Genomic DNA, 16655 nt, shown 5'->3' on the forward strand with positions numbered 1-16655 from the left:
ACCCGATCGACGGCGACGAAACCCTGTCAGCCGAGCTGGGGAACGTCGTTCGGGAACGTGATGGGCAGCTGGAACATCCCGCGGGCGGTGCGGCCACCGCCGAGCCAGCCATGGAAGTGGATATGCCCGTCGACGACGTCGGCCCCACCCGGTGCGTCGACCTTGCCGCCGAGCAGATCGGTGGACAGGAACGGCGCACCGGCTTTCACGAACGGTCCGCTCAGCGAGGGCGCGGAGGCATAGCCCGTGTGGTAGCCGGAGCTCTGGTACGTGTCGGCGGAGTAGAACAGCAGGTACTTGCCCGGCGTCTTCACCACCGACGGTGCCTCGACGACGGCGTTCTCCGACGCGAGATCGGCGCGCAGCAGCTCGATCCGCGGACCGTCCGGTGTGCGTCCATCGGCGCGCATTTTCTGCGACCAGATCGCGGCCGGAGGACCGATGGCCGCGCCGTCGCTCTTGTAGAGCAGGTACCGCGAGCCGTCGGTGTCCACAAAGGTCTGCGGGTCGATGTCGCCGCCGTCGCCGGGGACGCAGATCAGTGGACCGTCTCCGGCAGGTGTGTACGGCCCTTCGGCCTTCGAGGCGGTCGCGACGCCGATGCACATCTCCCCGCCGGGAGCCACCGCCGCCGAGAAGTAGAGCAGGAACGTACCGTCGGAAAGCCGGGTCACATCGGGAGCCCAGAACCCGCCGTCAGGCTTCGCCCATTTGGGTGCGGCCGCGAGCGCGTCCCCAGCCATCCGCCACGGACCTTCCGGTGCCGGAGCGTGCGCGTACGGCATTTTCGTCGCGCCGGTGCTCGTGGAGAAGGCGAGGTAGCCGGAGTCGGTCTTGACGATGTCGGGATCCGGGAAGTCCTGTCCGATGAGCAGTCTCGGCGTGCCGATGGCGGAGGCCGGAGGCGAGGTGACGAGTGTCGACGCCATCACCACGGCGAGGGTCACAAGGCAGTACATGAACTTCATGACCGATTCTGTGGACGGGACGACGCGGCCTGCAGTGTCGCCGGCGCCATGCCACCGGGAAGCGTGTATTCGGTCGTTCACCCGGTGATGCGGGATTCATCCGCGCGTCTTCGGGTAGCCGGTGTGGCCTTCCTTGTGGTGACGGACCACGGCGACGGGACACGGCGCGTGGTGGACCATGGCACGGCTGACCGAGCCCAGCAGAGCACGGCGCAGCGGCCCGCGTCCGTGACTGCCGACGACGAGCAGCGCGGCACCCTCCGCTTGCTCCGCCAGCGCGTGGGCGGGCCGGTCGACCGCGATCACCCGATGGACGGGAACGTCGGGATACCGTTCCCGATATCCGGCGAGCGATTCGTCGAGCAGGGGCTTTCCCCGTTCCTCGATGAGCTCCCTGTCGTGCTCGGTAGGCGTCACCGCCATGGCTTCGAGCGGGAGATCGGACCAGACGTGCAGGGCCACCAGCGCGCGGTCGTGCCGGTCGGCGAAGTCGTAGGCGAACCCGATGGCTTCCCTGCTGGTCTCGGACCCGTCGACACCGACCACGACGTTTCCCTCCGCCGGTACGTCACCGGCGCGCACGACCACGATGGGCCGGTGATAGTCGTGCAGGAGTTCGTTGGCCGTCGAGCCGACCAGGAGCCTGGGCAGCGCGGTGAGCCCCGACGACCCGATGACCAGCAGCTCCGCGTTCTCCGCGGCGCGGGCCAGCTCGTCGGGCGCGCGACCGGACAACAGCCGCGTCGAGACGGCCAGCCCCGGCCAGGCTCGGCGGCAGTCCTGGGCGATGTCACCGAGCATGGCCTCGGCGTGCCGCTGCGCCGTTTCCTGGCCCGCTTCGAGGAACCCCGGACGCGGCCACGCACCGCCACCCGGGAGCGCCTCGGGTACGGGCGGGAACCCGACGACGTGGGCGACGACCAGCCCGCGGCCGCGGGCGGCGGCCTCCCCCGCGGCCCAGCGCACGGCCCTCCGTGCTTCTTCCGAGCCGTCGTAACCCGCGACGACCGCTCCCTTGTCCATTGTGGATTCCGGTGATGTCATCACTGTTCACGTCCTGTCCGAGCGACGGCGACATCGCCATGAATACCACGTTCGCGGGTCGCCGAAACCTCGCTCAAGAAGACGCGGCCGCCTGGAGCAGCGCGACGACTTCCTCGTCGCTGGTCTGCGAGAAATCCTGGTACCACTGGCCGACCGCTCTGAACTGCTCCGGTTCGACCAGGCAGAGGACGTCGTCCGCCTCGTCGCGCAGCATCTCGGGTGCCCGCACGGCGCACACGGGGGTGGCGAACACCAACCGGCGGGGCTCCGCCCGGCGCAGGGCGCGCAGCGCGGCCGTCGCCGTGACACCGGTGGCGAGCCCGTCGTCCACCAGCAGGATGTCACGGCCGCGAGCCGCGACCGCGACCCGGCCACCGTGATAGCGGTCGAGCCGGCGGCGCGCCTCCGCTCGCTCGGCTTCGCACGTCTGCTCCAGGTCGGCCGGTCTCAGCCCGAGCCTGCGCAGTGTGTCCATGTCGTAGTAGGGCGGCCCGTCCGCCGTCACCGCGCCCACCCCGAACTCCGGGTGGCCGGGCGCGCCGATCTTGCGGGACACGGCCACCCCCAGCGGCGCGCCGAGTTCGCGCGCGACTTCGGCGGCGACCGGCACACCGCCCCTCGCCAGGCCGAGCACCAGCGGATCGGGCCAATCGGGCCGTCCGATCGCGCGGGCCAGCTGCCGGCCCGCCATCCGCCGGTCGGCGAACGCGCGATACGTGGCTGAAGACATGACCTCGGCCTGCCCTCCGAAGCCGGGGCGGCAGGCATCGAACACCTCCTACCCAGGGCGTACCCGAGAGCGGGCCGGGCAAACCCGCTCGTCAGGCGAGTGCCGAGATCAGCCCGATCGCCAGCGCCGTCCGTTCCGGGATGTGCCGCACGAGGATGTGTTCATCGCGCGCGTGGGCGCCTCCTCCGACGGCGCCGAGCCCGTCGAGCACCGGGCGGCCCAGCGCGGAGACGAAGTTGCCGTCACTCGCCCCTCCCACCGCGGTCTCCTCCAGCTGCCAGCCCTCGTCGGCGGCCACCTTCCGCGCGGTCGCGAACAGCGCCCGTGACGGGTCGTTCGGCGTCATCGGAGGTCGGTTCCACTCCCCTTCGACCGAGATACTCACACGAGGATCGGTGGTTTCCAGACCGGCGAACACCTTGTCGATCCGGTCCATTTCGGACGGTTCGGCGACGCGGACGTCGACGCCGCAGCTCGCGCCGCCCGCGGTGACGTTACGACCGGTGCCGCCGGAGATGGTGCCGACGTTGACCGTGGTCCCGAGCTCGCGTGAGCCCGCGGACGCCAGCTGTCCGACGATCTCGGCGAGGGCGTGGATCGCGCTCGCACCCGCGTACGGGTCCAGGCCCGCATGGGCTTCGACGCCGGTGGCGGTCACGTCGAACAGGCCCACCCCTTTGCGTGCGGTCTTCAGCTTGCCGTCGAGCGATGCCTCGAAGACGAGGGTGGCCAGCGCGCCTTCACTGGCCGCTTCGATGTACGGCCGTGAGTGGGGGCTGCCGATCTCCTCGTCGCCGTTGAAGAGGAACTTGACCGACGGATGCGGAAGGCCGAGCTCGCGGAGGCCTCGCAGGGCCCAGACCGACTGCACCAGACCGAGTTTCATGTCGAACGCGCCCGGCCCGGTGACGTGGCCGTCCTCGTCGGTGTACGGCCAGCCCGCGAGCGTGCCGGTCGGCCACACCGTGTCGTAGTGACTCAGCAGCAGTACCGTTCCCGGCGCTGTCCCCGCATAGCCCAGTTCCAGCACGTCGCCGCGGACCGTGTCGGTGTGGCGGGCTTCGGTAGCGGGCTCGCCGAGGCGGTCGAAGACCCAGGCCCGGATGGTGTCGATGCCTTTGTCCAGCATCGGCTTGTCGTAGCTGTGCGTCTCCAGTTCGACGATCGTCCGCAGATCGTCGAGCATGGCCGGCAGTGCCTGGCGGGACCATTCCGTGTGTGACAAGAGAATCCTTTCTACCGAACGGGGGCGCCGGGGCCGAGCGGGATGCCGAACACCCAGAACACGAAGAACAGCAACGTCCACACCACCAGCAGGGCGAACGAGAGCGGGACCGTCATCGAGAACAGCGTCCCGATCCCCGCCGAACGCCGGTAGCGCTGCAGGAACCCCAGCGCCATCACGAAGTACGGGCTCATCGGGGTGATCGCGTTCGTGCACGAGTCCGCGATGCGGTACAGCGCCTGCGTGGTCTCCGGCGGGATGTCCAGCAACATCAGCATCGGCACGAACACCGGGCCGATCAGCGCCCACTGGGCCGAGCCGCTGGTGACGATCAGGTTCACCAGGGTCACCACGACGAGGATGCCCAGCATGACGACCGGCCCGGACACGCCGGCGGATTTGAGCAGGCCGGCGCCGTTGATCGCGGTGATCTCACCGATACCGGTCCACTTGAAGTAGGCAAGGAACTGGGAGATGGCGAAGAACAGCACCAGGATCGGCGCCATCTCGCGGAATCCGTGCGCCATGAACCCCGGGATGTCGCGGCTGCTGGTCACCGTCCCGGCGACCTTGCCGTACGCCCAGCCCGCGGCCAGGAAGCCGAGCGCGAGGAAGATCGAGATAGACGTCAGCAACGGTGACTCGATGATGCTTCCGCCCTTGCCACGCAAGGGTGACGAGGCGGGCAGCACCGCAAGCACCAGGGCGACCACGAAGACGACCAGCGCGATGAGTGCGGCGAGCAGGCCACGCCGTTCCTGACGGCTGAGCTGGAGCGAGCCGAGATCGTCCTCCTCCGCGTCGTCGTCGACGGGCATCGCCTCGGCGCGCCGCGCGAGGACCTTCTCGGTCACGAGCGTGATCACGGCGGCCAGCACGATCGACGAGGCGAGCGAGAAGAAGTAGTTGGCCAGCGGGGTGACCGAATAGGCCGGATCGATCGTCTGGGCAGCCGCCGTGGTCAGCCCGGACAGGATGGCGTCGGTCGGCGTGATCAGCGGGCTGGCGTCGTACCCGGCGGAGATGGACACGAACGCGACCACGATGCCGAGGATCGGGCTCCGTCCCACCGCGCGGAAAGCCAAGGCCCCCAAGGGGATCAGCACCACATAGGCCGCGTCCGACGCGACGTGGGACACCATGCCGGTGAACGCCAGCGCGAAGGTCACCCATCGCGGTGAGACCTTCGAAACACCGGACCGCAGCACGGCCGCGAGCAGACCTGAGCGCTCGGCGACCGCCACGCCGAGCATCACCACGAGGATCGTGCCAAGCGGCGGGAACGACGTGTAACTCTTGACCGCGTCGGTCACCATCATCCGCACGCCGTCGGCGGACAACAGGTTCTTCGCCTCGACGGTCTTGCCCGTTGCCGGGTTCACCGCCGACACGTCAGCCGCGCTGAGTCCCCAACTGGCCAGCGCCAGCACTCCGCTCAGGATGACGAAGAGCCAGAACGGGTGCGGCAGCTTGTTGCCGAGCCGCTCGACGCCGTCGAGCGCGCGCAGCAGGAGGTTCATCGGACGTGAGGTCGTTCTGGCCTGGCTGGAACTCACCGGCGCGGCTCCTTCCTGATCGGAGGCCCATTACAAACTCAAGCGACCGAATAGTGCAACCCTGAACTCGATTCCGCACGGATCAGTCACTTGGGAGAGGCAGATGACTGATACATTCACCATATGCTGACCGAACCCGAGCTGGACCTGATCGCGGCGCTCCAGATCGCCCCGCGTGCCTCGGTCGCCACGCTCGCCGAGGCGCTCGACGTCTCCGCCAGCACGGTGGGACGGCGGCTGATCCGCCTCGAGGAACAGCGGATCCTCAAGGTGATCGGCCAGGTCGAGTGGACGGCGAGGGCGCGCGGGAACCCGCGGCACGTCTGGGTCACGACCGAACCGGGCGCGTCCGGCTCGGCGGCGAAGGCGCTCGCGCGGTTTCCCGAGGTCCAGCTCGCGGCGGAGACAGCGGGCCGGTCGGACGTCTACCTGGCCGTGCACGTTCCGGACCGGGCCGAGGCACGCGAGCTGCTCGCCGAGCGCATCCCCGGCGTACCGGGTGTGGCTGGGACCCATTCGGAGCTGGTGCTGCGGGCGCTGACCAGGGCGGACTCGTGGCGACTGCACCGGCTGAGCGAAGACCAGCAGAAGATCTTGTCCCGCGATCAGGTGGTACCGGACGGATTCGACGCCGACGAGGTGGGCGCCGACGAGCGGCGGCTCATCGGGCTGCTTGCCGGGAACGGGCGGATCACCGCGGCCGAAGCGGGCCGGAGCCTCAGCCTCAGCCAGTCCACCGCCTACCGGCTGATCCAGTCGACGTTGCGGCGCGGCATCGTCCGGCCACGCGTCGAGGTGGAACCAGCGCAGCTCGGCTACGAACTGGAGGCGGTCATCGCGCTGACCATCACCCCGGGCGCCATCCAGGCCGTGGCCGCGGAACTGGCGCGGCATCCGTCGGCGCGGTACGTGTCGATCGTCGCCGGCACCGCTTCGGTCATCCACCAGGGCGTGTTCCGGAACGAGGACGAGATGGCCGACTTCCTCACCAGGGACCTCGCCCCCTTGCCCGGGATCACCGCACTGCAGGTCTCCGTGGTGTTGCGCATGCTGCGCCGGTACTGGTTGTACCGGGAAGACGGGAGATTCGCCGTCATCGACGAGTCGTCGTGACCGACGGCGACGACGCCAGGGGAACCAGCAGACGCGGCGCTCCGGTGCCGTCGGCGGGCACGGACCAGATGTCGCTCTCCTTGCCGTCCGCGCGCGGCAGGCCGTAGGCGATCGTGTCGTTATCGAGCCAGACCACCTGATCGTCGATGCTGCGCGCCTCCGCGAGCGGGGTCTCCCGCATGGTGGTCAGGTCCAGCACATGCTCCCGCCATGGCCGGACGTCGCCGTCGGACACGCGTTTCTTGAACGCGAGTTTCGTGCCGTCCGGTGACAACGACGGGCATTCCGCGTTCTCCCGCAGGGTGCGCGCCTTCCACGCCTCGTTGTCGCCCTCCACGAGATAGGTCCGCCCACCGGTGGAGACCGTGGCGAAGAACGTCCGCTCGTCGGTGGCGAACGTGACGCCCCAGTAGTTGACGTCCTCGCCCCGGTGGACCGCGTCCCCGATCCGCAGCGGGATGCCCTCGATATTGCTCGAAAGCTCGTTCCGTTCGCGGTCCATGATGGCCGTGCGCGTCGAGAACGTGCCGGGTGTCGAGTACGAGTCACCGGTGACGAACGTGGTCCAGCTCCCCATCCGGCCGCCGGGTGAGAGTTTCGCGCGGTTGGGGATGCCGGGGACGTCGACGCGTTTGACCTCGCCGAGCGCGGAGTCGACGAATTTGGCGACCGCGCCCGGGAGTGGTGTGGGTTCCTTCGCGAGACACAGCCCGCCGTCCACCGCGGTGTAGAACCGTTCGCAGCCGAGCGAACTGATCCGCCGCGGACCACCGGGTTCGAAGACGGGGACCGACGCGACGTTGCCGTACCCCGGACCCGGCGCACCGTTGCGGAACAACAACCTCCCCGGCTCCCCCAGCACGACCGGCCCCGAGGAATCCACCGCGACCGCCGCGTCGGCCGTCCGCCGCTCGGGGCTGTTCGCCTTGGCCTGCACCACGTACACCACCGAGGCGGCAGCGAGCGCCGCGACACCCGCCAGCGCCACGACGAACTTCACCGGGAGCTTCACCCCGTCCCCTTTCCTCGTCACCGGCAGGTGTACGGGCCCGCTTTGTCGAGCAGTTCCCCGTTGGTGCCGATGATCTCCCAGGAATAGGTCTTTCCCTTGAGCACCAGCTTCATCACGCCGTGCTTGCCCAGGATCTTCTCGACGCCTTCACGGGCCTTGTAATCGAGATACAGGCTGTCGCCGCCGATGCCGGCGATTACCGAACGCACGCCGTTCGCCTCGTCGACATGCCCGTTGACGTCCAGCGGCTTCGTCCGCTCGTAATGGTGATCGTGCCCGGCGAACACGACGTCCGCCTTGGCCCTGGCCAGCTCGTTCCACAACGGCGCGATGCTCTTCGCGTCGCCGGAATTCCCGGAGTTGAAACGCGGATGGTGCCAGTACCCGGCGATACAGGACTTCTTCGTTTTCGCCAGATCCTTGCGCAGCCATGCCACCTGCTCGGCGCCGCCGCCGTTGTACACCGGGTCCGAATCGAGCGCGACGAAATGGAAGGCGCCGACGTCGAAGCTGTAGTACGGCTTCCCCTTCGGTGTCGCGATCTTCCCGAAGTACTGTTTGTAACCCGCCAGCTCGTTGTTCCACTCGTGGTTGCCCGGCGTGGGTTTGGTGATCTTCTTGAACCTGCCCCAGGTCTTGTCGTAGTAGGTCCGGAACTCCTCGATGGTGCCGTCGACGTATTGGTTGTCGCCGACCGTCAGCACGTACCGGGGGTTGATCTTGCGCACCAGCTCCGCCGTCCGCTGGTGCTCGGACGGCAGCTCGGCCTTGGCGATGTCGCCGGCGAGCGCGATGACGATGCCGTCGGACGCCGCCGGCCGGGTGGACGCCTTCACCGGCGCGGTCGATCCGGACAGGTTCCCCGCCGCGTCCCGCGCCCGCACCGCGTACTGGAAGTCGAAACCCGACGCCAGGGACGTGTCGGTGTAGGAAGTCGTCGTGGACCGGCCGATGACGTTGCCGTTGCGCAGGACCTCGTACTCCGTCACCCCCACGTCGTCGGTGGACGCGGTCCAGCCGAGCGTGATGCTCTCGGTGGTGGACGACGCCTGCCGGAGCCCGGTCGGCACCGACGGCGGCTGGATGTCGCCGTCACCGGTCCGGACGCCGTAGACCTCCAGCTCCCACAGCGAGTACCCGTACACGGTCGCCCGCGCGGTGCCGAAGATCCGGACGTGCCTGGCGGAGGTGTTCAGCCCGGTGAACTCGTCGAGGCCGCCGTCGCTGCCCACCACGGTCTTCACGTCCCGCCAGTTCTGGCCGTCGTCCGACGCTTGGACCTGATAGTCCTTCGCGTGGGCGGATTCCCAGAAGACCTTGATCCGGCTGATGTCCGCCGGACCGCCGAGATCGACCGCGATCCACTGTGGATCGCCCTCCAGGCTTGCCCAGCGGGTGGTCGAATCGCCGTCGACGGCGAGCGCGCCGTTGAAACCCTCGCTCTCCACGGTCGAGGTCGTGGTCCGCTTGCCGACCGACAGCAGGGATTCCGCCGTGGCATCGGAAGCCGTCACGGGCTGCGCGAGCAGGACGATCGCCGCGATCGCGGCGGTGCCCGGCTTCACCAATCGATTCACCTGTACTCCTGGCTGGACCTACGTCGTGTTCATGTTGAGGGGCAAGCAATGTGTCTTGTCTTGACCAACGGCTACCGATGAGTGAGTCGGCGGCCGGTCAGTAGTGTCCGTTTTGGACACTTTGCGCGGGGGTCGTGAGTGGCAATGAGCGTTTTCTTTGAGCCGAAGGTCGGCGTGTCTTGTGGGGCGGGACATCGCTTCTGTCCAGGACCACACGGCGGCGGCTGTGTCGCGAAAGCCACTTTCGGGACATCAGGCGTCGCGAAAGTGGCTTTCGCGACATGCCTCGGATATCACGCCACCTTGCCTTACCTCCCAATGACCCGAACGCCACTCACAACCGGGTCCGGTGCCGCGTACGGCACCGGACCACGGCCGTCAGCGACAGGTGTACGGACCCGCCTTGTCGAGCACATTCCCGTTGGTGTCGTGGATTTCCCAGGAGTAGGACTTCCCGTTCAGCATCAGCTTCATCACCCCGTGCTTGGCGAGGATCTTCTCCACCCCTTCACGAGCCTTGTAGTCCGTGTAGAGGTAGTCGCCACCGATGCCGGCGATGACCGACCGCACGCCGTTGGCCTCGTCGATGTGACCGTTGACGTCCAGCGGCTTCGTCCGCTCGTAATGGTGGTCGTGACCGGTGATCACCATGTCCGCCTTCGCCCTGGCCATCTCGTTCCACAGCGGCGCCATCTGCTTCTTGTCCCCGGAGTTCCCCGAGTTGAAGCGCGGGTGGTGCCAATACCCGATGACGCAGGACTTCGTGTTCTTCGCCAGGTCGTTGCGCAGCCAGGTCACCTGGTCGGAACCACCGCCGGTGTAGATCGGGTTCGAGTCCATCGCGACGAAGTGGAAGTCACCGATGTCGTAGCTGTAGTACGGCAAACCCTGCGGATACGCGATCGCGCCGAAGTACTCCTTGTAGCCCCGGAGCTGGTCGTCCCATTCGTGGTTGCCCGTCGTGGGTTTGGTGATGCTCTTGAACTTGCCCCACGTCTTGTCGTAGTGGGAGCGGTATTCGGAGATGGTGCCCTTGTGGTACTGGTTGTCGCCCACGGTCAGCACGTACTTCGGGTTGATCCTGGCGACCTGGTTCGCGGTCCCTTGGTGCGTGGAGAAGAGCTCCGGGTTGGCGATGTCACCCGCGAGTGCGAGGGTGACGGGGCCGGTGCCGCCGGGCTGGGTCGCCGCCCTGACCACCGGGCTCGCCGCGGAGACGTTGCCCGCCGCGTCCCGAGCTCGCACGGAGTAGCCGAACTCCACTCCGGACGCCAGGCCGCTGTCGGTGTAAGTGGTCGTCGCCGTGGTCCCGACGACGTTGCCGTCGCGGAGCACCTCGTACTCGGTGACCCCGACGTTGTCGGTGGACGCGGTCCAGCCGAGGGTGACGCTGTCCGTCGTGGTGGCTTTCGCGGCGAGACCCGTGGGCGCCGTCGGCGCTTGCGTGTCCCCGCCGCCGACGCGGTCGCCGTAGATCTCCAGCTCCCACAACGAGTAGCCGTAGCTCGTGCCGCGAGCCGTGCCGTGGATCCGGATGTGGCGCGCGGTGGCGTTGAGGCCGAGGTGCTCGTCGATAGCGCCGTCGCCGCCGACGACGGACTTGATGTCGGTCCAGGTCCTGCCGTCGGCCGAGCCCTGGATCTTGTAGGTCTTGGCGTAGGCGACTTCCCAGTTCAGTTTGACCTTGGTGACGGTCGAGGTGGCGCCGAGGTCGACGGCGATCCACTGCGGATCGACCATCTCCTCGCTCGCCCACCGGGTCGTGGCGTTGCCGTCGACGGCGTTGGCGCCCCCGAACTCGGCGCCCTCGACCGACGAGGTCGTCGTCGGCTTACCCGCGGACAGCAGTGCTTCCGCTTGGGCCGCGGTACCCGAAGAGATCAAGGTCTGCCCCAGCAGGGCCAGCGTCGCCACCGCGACACCGGCCAGGGGTGTTCTCCGTTTCATGCGAACTCCTCGACGTTGCGGAGTCGGCGAGTACCGGCGGTGGGCGGCGAGGTCGGCCGGAGTCGCTTTAGTTAAGTAAGTTTCCTAACGATCCGCAGTGTAAAAGGTTCTTAAACTCACAGTCAACGGGTGAACGCGTCGTGTCCGGCACCATTTGATGGCAGGGTCGCGGCCATGGTGACGCTGGATCGGCTCGTGAACGTCCTGGGTGGATACGGGGTGCGACTGTGGTGCTGCCCGGTGTCGCGCGAGGTGGCCTTGCGCGACGTGGTGATGCACGACGCCGCGGACCCCCGCGAACTGCGCGGCGACGTCTTCCTCGCCGTCGGGACGGACTCGATAGCGACGGCCGTCGACCTCGCCGTCGCGGCACACGCCTCGGTCGTCCTGGTCCGCGGATCGGCGCCGGACGAGCGCGCCGAGAGCGACGCCGTCGCCGTGCTGCTGGTGGACCCGGACGTGTCCTGGGGCCAGCTCGCCGGCGTCGTCTACGGGCTCGTGCTGGAAGGCCGCGAGACCGAGTCGGGCCGCGGGCCGACCGATCTGTTCGCGCTGGCCGACAGCCTGGCGGACGCGCTCGGCAGCGCGGTGACCATCGAGGACCGGCTTTCCCGGGTCCTTGCCTACTCCAGCCGTCAGCACCTGGCCGACCGGGCGCGGCTGGAGACGATCCTCGGCAGGCGCGTCCCGGAACCGGTCCGCGAGCTGTTCGAACGGCGGGGCGTGTTCGCGCATCTCGCGGAATCCGACGAGCCCCTGTTCGTCGACGCCGATCCCGAGCACGGGCTGACCGGACGCATGGTGGTCGCCGTCCGCGCTGGCCGGGAGCTGCTGGGCTCGATCTGGGTGGAATGCGACCGGCCGCTGACCGACGCCCGGCGAGCGGTCCTGCGGGACAGTTCGCGCACGGTCGGCCTGCATCTCCTGCGCTCCCGGGCGAGCGCGGACCTGGAGCGGCAGGTCGAATCCGATCTCGTGATCCGGCTGGTGGAGGGAACGCCCGACGCGGCCGCCGTGCTCAGCAGGCTCGGCCTGCCGCCCGGCCGGTTCCGGGTGATCGCGCTCCAGGCCCATATCGGCGACGAGCGCCACGCCGCGCTCCTGCTCGCGTTCGAGCGGGCGACGACCGGTTTCGGCTGGTCACGGCCGGGCCGCAGCACGCTGTTCAGCAACACCGTCTACACGGTCCTGCCGGGGGACGACGTCGAGGCGGCCAGGGCATGGGTGCGTTCGATCCGCGAGGCGCTGCCCAGGCAGGTGACGATGCTGGCCGGGATCGGCGCGGGTGCCACGTCGGCGGAACTGCCCGCCAGCAGGCTGGAAGCCGACGAATGCCTCGCGTTGCACGCCGTGCGGCCGGGCACGGAATCCGCGATCGCCTACGACGAGGCCTGGGACGACATCCTCGTGCAACGGCTGCGGGCCGCCGCGGCGTCCGGCAGGGCACCGGCGCGCGGGCCGATCACCGAGTTGCGACGGCACGACAGCGCCAACGCCACCAGCTACGTCGCGACGCTGCGCGCCTGGCTCGAAGCGCAGGGGGATCTCGCCGAGGCCGCCGAGCGGCTGGAAGTGCACCCCAACACGATCCGCTACCGGCTCCGCAAGATGGCGGAGGTGACCGAACTCCGCCTCGATCAGCCCGCGAAACGGCTGGCGATGATCATCGAACTGGCCGTGTCCGAACCGGCCCCTTGACCGTTCCGGCCAAACCGGCCCGCCCGGATTGTCGGAACCGGACAATCTCCACCGCCCGGATCCGAGCCATCCTGACCGCGACAGCACCACTCGTGCAGCGGAGGAATTCATGGGCGAGCTCGACCGGATCGACGGCGGCCCGCGTTCGGCGATCGTGATCGGAGCCGGCGTGGTCGGCCTGTCGACCGCGTGGTTCCTGCAGGAACGCGGCGTCGGAGTCACCGTGCTCGATCGCGAAGGCATCGCGGCGGGCGCGTCGTGGGGCAATGCCGGCTGGCTCTCCCCCGGCCTCGCGATCCCGCTCAACGAACCCGGCGTCCTGCGCTACGGACTGCGGACACTGCTGGACCGGCAGGCCCCGCTGCACGTCCCGCCGTCCCCCGATCCGCGGCTGTGGTCGTTCCTCGCCCGCTTCGCCGCGAACTGCACCGGACGCTCGTGGACCCGCGCCGTCGAGGCGAACTCGCCGCTGAACGACGAGTGCCTGGAGGCCTTCGACGTCCTCACCGCGAACGGGGTGGACGCGCCGACCATCGAAGCGCCGATCACGGCGGCGTTCGAGACCGCGGACCAGGCCGCGGGGCTGATCACCGAACTGCGGCACATCGGTGAGACCGGGCAGGACATCTCCTGGACACGACTCACCGCGGCCGAACTGGCCGACCGGTTTCCCCAGGCCACGGCCCGGCTCGGCGCCGCCGTGCGGATCGACGGGCAGCGCTACGTGGACCCGGGCCGGTTCGTCGAGTCGCTCGCGCGTGCGGTGGTCGGCCGGGGCGGCACCATCCGCCACAAATTCGAGGTCGCTTCGCTGCGCGCGTACCGCCACGCGCTGAGCGTGCGCTCGACGACGGGCCAGACGGTGAACGCCAACGCGGTCGTGCTGGCGACCGGGGCCTGGCTCGGTGATCTGGGCCGGAAGTGGGGAGTCAAAGTCCCTGTCCGCGCTGGACGCGGCTACTCCTTCACCGTGCCGACCGACCGCCCGGTGCCGGGCCCGCTGTACCTGCCGGACATCCGCGTGGCGTGCACGCCGTACCGGGGCGGTCTCCGGGTGGCCGGGACGATGGAATTCCGGAAGCCGGACGCACCACTGGATCCGGCCCGGATCGCCTCGATCATCGCGTCGGCGCGGCCCTTCCTCACCGGACTGGACTGGGAGCGGCGCACCGACGAGTGGGTCGGCTCTCGCCCGGTCACCACCGACGGGCGGCACGTGATCGGCGCGACGAGCACCCCCGGGCTCTACGTGGCGGGCGGGCACGGGATGTGGGGACTGACCCACGGTCCGATCACCGGACGGCTACTTGCCGAGCACATCACCACCGGCAAGCAGCCGGAGGCCCTGCGTCCCTTCGACCCCCTTCGCTGATGGCACAGGACAACGGAACCCCAGCCGACGAACAGTCCGAAGTGGACCGGCTCCGCGCCGAGAACGCGCTGCTGCGCGCGGAGAAGGACCTGCTGCTGAAGGCCGCGATCGGATTCGCCACCGACGCGGGCGCCTTCCAGCGGCGGTCTCGTGAACCCGAGACCCGCTGACCGAAGCGGGACTCATCGAAGGTCTGTGGGGGCTGGGTCCTTTCCGCGCCCGGCCCCCACAGACGTACCCACCGAAAGGCGATCATCACCATGTCAGGCCCTTGGCTGACCAAGGAAGCGCACGAGCGGCTGGTGCGCGAGCTCGCGACGTTGCGACGCCCCGGCACCGACGACCGGTACGGCGACGACGAATTCGCGCACAAGACCCACCGGCAGGCACGGATCCGGCAGATCGAGGACATGCTGCGCGGCGCCGTCGTCGGACAGGATCCTCCCGACGACGGGATCGCCGAGCCCGGCATGGTGCTCACCATCCGGTACGACGACGGCGACACCGAGACCTTCCTGCTCGGCACGCGGGACGAGGCAGGCCACGGCGAACTCGAGGTCTACTCCCCCGATTCGCCGCTCGGCCGCGCGCTACACGGCGCGCAACCCGGCGAGAGGCGGGAGTACCGCGTACCCAGCGGCGGGGCCGTGCGCGTCACGCTTCTCGACGCCAAGCCTTACGGGCGCCATCGGGAAACCGGGCACTGACGCTCGCCCTCGCTTCCGTAGATTGTCCTGTGTGGACCAAGATGAGTACCGCCGCCGGCTTCGCGACGTCCTCGACACGCGTACCGAGGACGTCGCCACGCGGCTGAGAACGATCAGCGAGGCGATCGGTGACAGTGTCGAGAGCTTGGAGATCGAGGTCTTCCCCGACCAGGACGGCGAGGGCACCTTCGACGTCTGGGCCCGGTTCGACGGCCCGGATTCCTACGTGCTCAACAAGCCGATCGACGATCACCGCCACTTGTTCGGCGTCGTCCATCACGAAACCGGCTGGGAGCCCGACGTGCCGCCGCTCCCGCGCGGGAGCTCGGCGGACGTCATCGTGGACACGGTCGCCGAATGGGTCGACTCGGTCTGGACCCGGACGTTCGACCGGCCGCCGGCGATTCCGGTGGCGGTGTCGTCCCCGGACGGCTACGGCGAGGCCTCCCGGATACCGTTCGTCGTGGAGCCCGGCTTCGAACTGAGCTGACGAGAAACCCGGAGGTCTCATGGACGTCGTCACCCTCGGCCCGGAGGAGATCCGTGCCGCCGTGTCCATGCCCGACGCGATCGACGCGGTACGGAACGGTTTTCTCGCACTACACCGTGGCGAGTTCGAAATGCCGACCCGGACCGCGTTGCGCGATGGCGGATTCCTGGTGATGTCGACGCATCACCGCCCGACGGCCTCGGCGGCCATCAAAACCCTGAGCCTCAATTTCGACGACCGGGTGCCTGCCATCGTCGGGACCGTCGTCTGGAGCGAACTCGGCCACGGCCGGCATCTCGTCGCCGACGCCGCCGAGGTGACCCGCATCCGCACGGGGGCCGTCGTCGGCGTCGCGACCGACCTACTGGCCCCGGCGGACGCGAAGACCTGCACCCTCATCGGTGCCGGCGGACAGGCCGCCGATCAGATCCGCGCCGTGCACTCCGTCCGGCCGTTGACCGAACTCAGGATCGTCAGCCGCGGACTCGAACGCGCCGAAGCGCTCGGCGAGGCCCTCGGCACGGAGTTGGACCTCGGCACCGTCGTCACTGTCGCCGACGCCGATCAAGCCGTCCGGGACGCGGACATCGTCTGCTGTGCCACGACGGCCACCACCCCGCTGTTCTCACTCGCCTCCCTGGCCGGGCACGCGCACGTCAACGCCATCGGCGCCTTCCGCCCCACCATGCGGGAACTTCCGGACGACCTGCTCGCCGACGCGACCGTCGTCGTCGACCAGCGCGAGGCGGTCCTGGAAGAGTCCGGAGAGATCATCCACGCCATCGAGGCGGGTGCCATCGACGAGGACGACCTGATCGAGCTCGGCACGGCGCTGACCGAGGGAGCCGGAGAGCGGGACGGCCGCACGGTCTTCAAGACCGTCGGAGTGGCCATGCAGGACTGGGCGATCGCCAGTGTGCTCGCTCGAACCTGCCTGGGCGGGCCCCGGTAGCGGCACTTCAGCGGTCTTGGCGACCTTCACGTTCGCGGAGGACGCGAGCCTCCCGGCGGCGCAGGTCGGCGCGTTCCGACCAGCCGTCGATCAGGTCGTACCCCGCGACGCACAGACCGAGCAGGCCGAGGATCCCGGTGATCACCGCGGCGGAGATCAGGTCCAGCACGGAGCACAGCACGGCCGTGCCCATCAGTACCGCGCCGATGCCGAGATTCCACTTGCCGAAGCCGCTCATGCCGGCATGATGCCGTACGGCAGGCT

At 69.0% G+C, this 16655-nt stretch carries 16 protein-coding genes; 7 read left to right on the top strand and 9 right to left on the bottom strand.

Annotated features, from left to right (window positions below; all coding sequences use genetic code 11):
* Nucleotides 1-26 precede the first annotated feature (26 nt).
* From ACZ1DY_RS22520 to ACZ1DY_RS22540, 5 genes are all read right to left on the bottom strand, one after another.
* Nucleotides 27-968, bottom strand: a complete 942-nt coding sequence (locus tag ACZ1DY_RS22520; RefSeq protein ID WP_465480723.1) for a glycoside hydrolase family 43 protein — start codon at nucleotides 966-968, stop codon at nucleotides 27-29.
* A 96-nt stretch (nucleotides 969-1064) separates the two neighbouring features.
* Nucleotides 1065-2012: a universal stress protein gene (locus ACZ1DY_RS22525; protein WP_465480724.1), complete on the bottom strand. Its 948-nt coding sequence runs from the start codon at nucleotides 2010-2012 to the stop codon at nucleotides 1065-1067.
* Between the two features lie 73 nt (nucleotides 2013-2085).
* Nucleotides 2086-2742 carry a phosphoribosyltransferase gene (locus ACZ1DY_RS22530; protein WP_465480725.1) on the bottom strand — a complete coding sequence of 219 codons (657 nt, stop codon included), beginning with the start codon at nucleotides 2740-2742 and terminating at the stop codon, nucleotides 2086-2088.
* 91 nt (nucleotides 2743-2833) lie between these two features.
* Complete coding sequence (locus ACZ1DY_RS22535) at nucleotides 2834-3928, bottom strand: M20 family metallopeptidase (protein WP_465485700.1); 1095 nt, start codon at nucleotides 3926-3928, stop codon at nucleotides 2834-2836.
* 50 nt (nucleotides 3929-3978) lie between these two features.
* Nucleotides 3979-5487, bottom strand: coding sequence for an AbgT family transporter (locus ACZ1DY_RS22540; RefSeq protein ID WP_465485701.1), 1509 nt, complete (start codon nucleotides 5485-5487; stop codon nucleotides 3979-3981).
* Between the two features lie 159 nt (nucleotides 5488-5646).
* On the opposite strand from ACZ1DY_RS22540, the gene ACZ1DY_RS22545 reads away from it, so the two are divergent.
* Nucleotides 5647-6636, top strand: a complete 990-nt coding sequence (locus ACZ1DY_RS22545) for an Lrp/AsnC family transcriptional regulator (RefSeq protein ID WP_465480726.1) — start codon at nucleotides 5647-5649, stop codon at nucleotides 6634-6636.
* Here ACZ1DY_RS22545 and ACZ1DY_RS22550 read toward each other — a convergent pair.
* From ACZ1DY_RS22550 to ACZ1DY_RS22560, 3 genes are all read right to left on the bottom strand, one after another.
* Nucleotides 6617-7648 (bottom strand): TolB family protein, encoded by a 1032-nt coding sequence (locus tag ACZ1DY_RS22550; RefSeq protein ID WP_465480727.1) that lies wholly within the window; start codon nucleotides 7646-7648, stop codon nucleotides 6617-6619. The two genes, ACZ1DY_RS22545 and ACZ1DY_RS22550, sit on opposite strands and share 20 nt — an antisense overlap.
* 17 nt (nucleotides 7649-7665) lie before the next feature.
* On the bottom strand, nucleotides 7666-9225 hold the full coding sequence (locus tag ACZ1DY_RS22555) for a discoidin domain-containing protein (protein ID WP_465480728.1): 1560 nt from the start codon (nucleotides 9223-9225) through the stop codon (nucleotides 7666-7668).
* A gap of 378 nt (nucleotides 9226-9603) precedes the next feature.
* Nucleotides 9604-11172 (bottom strand): discoidin domain-containing protein, encoded by a 1569-nt coding sequence (locus ACZ1DY_RS22560; RefSeq protein WP_465480729.1) that lies wholly within the window; start codon nucleotides 11170-11172, stop codon nucleotides 9604-9606.
* Nucleotides 11173-11346: 174 nt separating this feature from the next.
* Here ACZ1DY_RS22560 and ACZ1DY_RS22565 point away from each other — a divergent pair, with 174 nt between their 5' ends.
* The 6 genes from ACZ1DY_RS22565 (at nucleotide 11347) to ACZ1DY_RS22590 (ending at nucleotide 16391) form a co-directional block, all read left to right on the top strand.
* A complete protein-coding gene (locus ACZ1DY_RS22565; RefSeq protein ID WP_465480730.1) occupies nucleotides 11347-12870 on the top strand; it encodes a PucR family transcriptional regulator in 1524 nt (507 codons plus the stop codon).
* 109 nt (nucleotides 12871-12979) lie between these two features.
* Nucleotides 12980-14242, top strand: coding sequence for an NAD(P)/FAD-dependent oxidoreductase (locus tag ACZ1DY_RS22570; protein WP_465480731.1), 1263 nt, complete (start codon nucleotides 12980-12982; stop codon nucleotides 14240-14242).
* The gene (locus ACZ1DY_RS22575) at nucleotides 14242-14412 is read left to right on the top strand and encodes a hypothetical protein (RefSeq protein ID WP_170064556.1); all 171 of its coding nucleotides are present in this window, start codon (nucleotides 14242-14244) and stop codon (nucleotides 14410-14412) included. The genes ACZ1DY_RS22570 and ACZ1DY_RS22575 overlap by 1 nt, the downstream gene beginning before the upstream one ends.
* Before the next feature lie 90 nt (nucleotides 14413-14502).
* On the top strand, nucleotides 14503-14949 hold the full coding sequence (locus tag ACZ1DY_RS22580; RefSeq protein ID WP_465480732.1) for a GreA/GreB family elongation factor: 447 nt from the start codon (nucleotides 14503-14505) through the stop codon (nucleotides 14947-14949).
* Nucleotides 14950-14980: 31 nt separating this feature from the next.
* Nucleotides 14981-15439, top strand: coding sequence for a DUF6389 family protein (locus ACZ1DY_RS22585; RefSeq protein WP_465480733.1), 459 nt, complete (start codon nucleotides 14981-14983; stop codon nucleotides 15437-15439).
* A 19-nt stretch (nucleotides 15440-15458) separates the two neighbouring features.
* Nucleotides 15459-16391 (top strand): ornithine cyclodeaminase family protein, encoded by a 933-nt coding sequence (locus ACZ1DY_RS22590; protein WP_257486551.1) that lies wholly within the window; start codon nucleotides 15459-15461, stop codon nucleotides 16389-16391.
* Between the two features lie 7 nt (nucleotides 16392-16398).
* Here the strand turns inward: ACZ1DY_RS22590 and ACZ1DY_RS22595 are convergent, their stop codons facing one another.
* Complete coding sequence (locus tag ACZ1DY_RS22595) at nucleotides 16399-16629, bottom strand: hypothetical protein (protein WP_465480734.1); 231 nt, start codon at nucleotides 16627-16629, stop codon at nucleotides 16399-16401.
* Nucleotides 16630-16655 lie beyond the last annotated feature (26 nt).

The sequence above is a fragment of the Amycolatopsis sp. PSD-21 genome (assembly GCF_055561455.1).